At 68.2% G+C, this 5137-nt stretch carries 4 protein-coding genes; 3 read left to right on the top strand and 1 reads right to left on the bottom strand.

Annotated elements, in window-relative coordinates; genetic code table 11:
• Positions 1 to 375: 375 nt before the first annotated feature.
• The 3 genes from G3N99_RS34105 to G3N99_RS34095 all read left to right on the top strand — a co-directional run bounded on the left by G3N99_RS34105 (position 376) and on the right by G3N99_RS34095 (position 3914).
• Complete coding sequence (locus tag G3N99_RS34105; protein WP_174936060.1) at positions 376 to 1926, top strand: NCS1 family nucleobase:cation symporter-1; 1551 nt, start codon at positions 376 to 378, stop codon at positions 1924 to 1926.
• Between the two features lie 22 nt (positions 1927 to 1948).
• The gene (locus G3N99_RS34100; RefSeq protein ID WP_119339158.1) at positions 1949 to 2677 is read left to right on the top strand and encodes an aspartate/glutamate racemase family protein; all 729 of its coding nucleotides are present in this window, start codon (positions 1949 to 1951) and stop codon (positions 2675 to 2677) included.
• Between the two features lie 61 nt (positions 2678 to 2738).
• Complete coding sequence (locus G3N99_RS34095) at positions 2739 to 3914, top strand: LysR family transcriptional regulator (protein ID WP_174982886.1); 1176 nt, start codon at positions 2739 to 2741, stop codon at positions 3912 to 3914.
• A 131-nt stretch (positions 3915 to 4045) separates the two neighbouring features.
• On the opposite strand, the gene G3N99_RS34090 is transcribed toward G3N99_RS34095, so the two are convergent.
• Entirely contained in the window at positions 4046 to 4987 is a 942-nt protein-coding gene (locus G3N99_RS34090) for an AEC family transporter (protein ID WP_206124568.1), read from the bottom strand.
• Positions 4988 to 5137: the final 150 nt, after the last annotated feature.

Here is a 5137-nt window from a genome sequence, read left to right as displayed (position 1 = left end):
GCCGCCCGTTGCGCTCGTGTCCGAGCTTGCGTCGCCGCTGTCGCTTTCGCTCTTCTTCTGGCAGCCCGCCCCTGCCGCCAGGCCCGCAATCAGGATGCCGGCGAAGACGGCTCGCGATACATGACGAAGTGAATATCGCTGCATGACACCTCCGCTGATGTCGATGTGGATGGAGCCCGCTGGCGAGCAATTCCCGTGCCGCACCGGCCGTCGCCGGCGCCCGCATTCCATTCATTTTTCAAATGAGGCCTAACCGAATATTTAATTTCCCATCACCGGGCGGGCCTTCCATACTCGCGAACAAATCCGAGACATAACGTCCACGGCGGCCGGGCCGGCGCAGCGTTCCCACGCTGCCGGTTTCGCGCCCCGCACATGGAAGGAGACAACGGCGTGCAACTGGAAGCCACCCACCGCCCGGGCATCGTGCTCGGCGCGGACGACGCATCGCATCGAACCGATTCGGCCGCGCGCGACGCCGCGCTGAGCCCGCGGCTGCACAACGCCGACCTCGCGCCGACCAAGGCCGAGGGCCGGACGTGGGGCCGCTACAGCATCTTTGCGCTGTGGACCAACGACGTGCACAACATCGCGAACTACTCGTTCGCGATCGGGCTGTTCGCGCTCGGCCTGTCGGGCTGGCAGATGCTCGCGTCGCTCGCGATCGGCGCGGTGCTCGTGTACTGCTTCATGAACCTGACCGGCTACATGGGCCAGAAGACCGGCGTGCCGTTTCCGGTGATCAGCCGGATGAGCTTCGGCATCTACGGCGCGCTGCTGCCCGCGATGATCCGCGCGGTGATCGCGATCGCATGGTTCGGGATCCAGACCTATCTCGCGTCGGTCGTGCTGCGCGTGCTGCTCACCGCGATCTGGCCGGGCCTCGCCGCGTTCGACCAGAATGCGATCTTCGGGCTCTCGACGCTCGGCTGGGTCACGTTCGTCGCGATCTGGCTCGTGCAGATCGGCATCCTCACGTACGGAATGGAAATGGTCCGCAAGTACGAGGGGCTGGCCGGCCCGGTGATCCTCGTCACGACGCTGTCGCTCGCCGCGTGGATGTTCAGCCGCACGGGCGGCCATCTCGCGATGTCGATCGGCAAGCCGCTGACCGGCTTCAGGATGTGGACGGAAATCTTCGCGGGCGGCTCGCTGTGGCTCGCGATCTACGGCACGCTGGTGCTCAACTTCTGCGATTTCGCGCGCTCGTCGCCGAGCGCGAAGACGGTGCGTGTGGGCAACTTCTGGGGCCTGCCGGTCAACATCCTCGTGTTCGCGACGATCAGCTTCGTGCTCGCCGGCGCGCAGTTCAAGCTGAACGGCCACATCATCCACAGCCCGACGGAAATCATCGCGACGGTGCCGAACAAGCTGTTCCTCGTGCTCGGCTGCCTCGCGTTCCTGATCGTGACGGTCGCCGTGAACATCATGGCGAACTTCGTCGCGCCGGCCTTCGTGCTGACGAGCCTCGCGCCGCATCGCCTGTCGTTCCGCCGCGCTGGCCTGATCAGCGCGACGGTCGCCGTGCTGATCCTGCCGTGGAACCTGTACAACAGCCCGATCGTGATCGTCTACTTCCTGTCCGGCCTCGGCGCGCTGCTCGGCCCGCTGTACGGGATCATCACGGTCGACTACTGGCTCGTGCGCAAGCAGCGCGTGAACGTGCCCGACCTCTACACCGAAGCGCCGACCGGCGCCTATTTCTACACGCGCGGCGTGAACCGCAAGGCGCTCGCGGCGCTGGTGCCGTCCGCGCTGATCTCGATCACGCTCGCCGTCGTGCCGGCCTTCAGCGCGATGACGCCGTTCTCGTGGCTGCTCGGCGCGGCCATCGCGGGCAGCGTGTACTGGCTGCTGGCCGATCGCAACCGGCACTACGAGGAGCGTTCGGGCGAATCCATCGCAGTCGCCTGCGCCCAACACTGAAACACACGCATACGGAGTCGCAATGAGGATCCTGGTAGTCAATGTCAACACGACCGAGTCGATCACCGACGCGATCGCCGCGCAGGCGCAGGCCGCCGCGTCGCCCGGCACGGAAATCGTCGGGCTGACGCCGCGCTTCGGCGCGGAGTCGATCGAAGGCAACTTCGAGAGCTACCTCGCGGCGATCGCCGTGATGGATCGCGTGCTGAGTTACGACGAGCCGTACGACGCGGTGATCCAGGCCGGCTACGGCGAACACGGTCGCGAAGGCCTGCAGGAACTGCTGACGGTGCCCGTCGTCGACATCACCGAAGCGGCCGCGAGCGTCGCGATGCTGCTCGGCCATCGCTACTCGGTCGTCACGACGCTCGACCGCACGGTGCCGCTGATCGAGGATCGCCTGAAGCTCGCCGGGCTCGACGCGCGCTGCGCATCGGTGCGTGCAAGCGGCCTCGCGGTGCTCGAGCTCGAGGAGAACCCGGCCCGCGCGATCGAGTCGATCGTCGGCCAGGCGCAGCGCGCGGTGAAGGACGATCACGCGGAAGTGATCTGCCTCGGCTGCGGCGGGATGGCCGGCCTCGACCGGCAGATCGAGGAATGCACGGGCGTGCCGGTCGTCGACGGCGTCTCGGCCGCGGTCGCGCTCGCCGAATCGCTGGTGCGCCTGAAGCTGAAGACGTCGAAGGTCCGCACGTACGCGCCGCCGCGCCCGAAGCGGATCGTCGGCTGGCCGGGCACCTTCGCACAATGATGCGCCGCCGGCCCGCTGCTGCGTCGCACTCGGGCATCGGGTCGCCAGGAGGTAGTTCGGCATGCGGGACCCACTAGACCCGAACGCCCTGCCCGGCGACGCATCCGACGCCGCGGGCGCGCTCGACGTGCTCGATGCACGGCTGATGCGCATCCTGCTCGTGCTGCTGACCGAGCGCACCGTGTCGCGTGCGGCCGTGCGCCTGAACATGTCGCAGCCGGCCACCAGCGCCGCACTCAAGCGCCTGCGCACGCTGCTCGGCGATCCGCTGCTGGTGCGCAGCCGCTACGGGATGGTGCCGACCGAGTTCGGCGCACGGCTGATCGAACCGCTGCGCAACGCGCTGCGCGTGATCGACTTCATCCGCATCCAGCAACCGACGTTCGACGCACGCACGTCGGTGCGCACCTACCGGATCGGCTGCCCCGACTACCTGAACGTGCTGTTCGTGCCGAAGCTCGTCGCGCTGTTTCGCGAACGTGCGCCGAATGCGCAGCTCGTGTTCCATCCGCTCGGCGACGGCTTCGACGACGAGCGCGCGCTGGCCGATGGCGAGCTCGACGTCGTGATCGACAATCGCCCCGCGCGCTCGTCGCGATTCCGGCAGGACGACCTGTTCGACGATCGCGTCGTGTGCCTGATGCGCGCGACGCATCCGCTCGCGCGGCGCGGCGCGATGACGGCCGGGGATTTTTCCGAAGCGCCGCAGCTGTGCCCGACGCCGTCGTGGCTCGAAGCGTCCGGCGCGATCGACAGGCAGCTCGAACGCGTGGGCCTGCAGCGGCGGATCGTCGTCACGCTGCCGCACTTCGAACTCGCCGCGCACGCGCTGGTGCGCACCGACATGCTGCTGACCACCACGTACCGGCTCGCGCGGCACTATGCGAAGCTGCTGCCGCTCGCCGCCGTCGCGCTGCCGGCCGAACCGCCGGACATCGTGTACCGGATGACGTGGAACGAATCGGGCGAGTGCACCGAAGGCGTGCGCTGGTTGCGCGGGCTGATCGCGGAAGCGACGCGCGCGTGGCTCGACGCGGAAGCGAGGCTGCCGGCCGTTGCGGCAGTGGCCGCCGCCGGGGCCGATGCGGACGCCCCGAAGACCACGCCGGCCATCGCCGATACGCCCGAGCCCACACGGCGTACGCGCCGCAGACAGGCGACGCATTGCCACGCATCGCGTCAACCGCGTGTCGCCCATGCGGCACGCATCCATCGGCTCTCGACGAAGTCGCATTGACCGGCGCGATCGACAGGTGCGACGAAAAACAGATAGGTAGCCCGAGCCCGCCGACGGGCAGCACGGCACGACAACCGATCGCGAGACGCGATGTGCGCTGACGTACTACGCGAATAAACGACCGCGCAACATCAAGCGTGCCGCGCCAGCACGAGCAACACCGACAGCGACACGATCGACCCGAGCGTCGACAGCAGGATCGTGCGCGACGTCACCTGCGCTTCGCGCCCGTAGAACTCGGCCAGCATGTACGGGCCGGTGCCGGTGGGCAGCGCGGCGAGCACGACGGCAATCTGCGCCAGCACCGGCGGCAGCGCGAACACGCGCACACCCAACCACCACGCAAGCGCGGGCTGCACGAACAGCTTCACCGCCGTCAGCGCAACACTGCCGCGCGGCGCCGCGCCGGATGCGCCCCGCTTCTCCGCGAGAAACAGCCCGAGGCTGACGAGCGCACACGGGCTCGCGGCCCCGCCGAGCAGCTTCAGGAACGTATCGACCGGCGCACCGAGCGGCACCTGCGCGACCGACACGCAAACGCCGGCCAGCGGCGCGACGATCAGCGGGTTGCGCAGCAGCGCACCGACCACCTTCCACATCAGCCGCAACGGCGCGCGATCGCGCTGCAGCCCGATCTCGATCAGCACGATCGCGCCGGCAAACAGCACGCATGCCACGAGAATGGTCGCGATCGTGGTTGGCGTGAGGCTGTCGTTGCCGAACGCGAGCAGGCACAGCGGGAAGCCGAGATAGCCGGTGTTCGGATACGACGCGGCGATCGCGTCGATACTCGCATCGGCGAGCCCGCGCCCCGCGAACAGGCGCCATGCGAGCACGCCGACGAATACGAGCGCACAGGTCAGCGCGAACGTGGCAACGAAGGCCGGCTGATACAACTGGTGCCACGACGCATGCGCCATGATCTGGAACAGCAGCGCGGGCAGCGCGAGCCACACGACGAAGCGGTTGAGTTCCGAGGCCGCGGCCGGCCCGAGTACGCCGCGCCGGCGGCACAGGAACCCTGCCGCGATCAGCCCGAACACGGGCAACAGAATCTCGATCGTCGATGACATCTGGAATACGCTGCGTGAAACCGGAACGCGCCAGCTTAATGGTTCCGCCGGGTCGCGTCCAATGCGCGGCGCATGCTGCCCCGTGCGTCACGCGGCGTCGCGCATCGGTTGCGTAAGCAACTTGTAGGCAACGACGGCCGCGACCAGCGA

Origin of the sequence: Burkholderia sp. Ac-20392 (assembly GCF_017104585.1) — a bacterium.
Taxonomy (GTDB): Bacteria; Pseudomonadota; Gammaproteobacteria; order Burkholderiales; family Burkholderiaceae; genus Burkholderia; species Burkholderia lata.
Note: the sequence above shows the minus strand (reverse complement) of the source record. Positions and strands in the feature narration are given on the sequence as shown.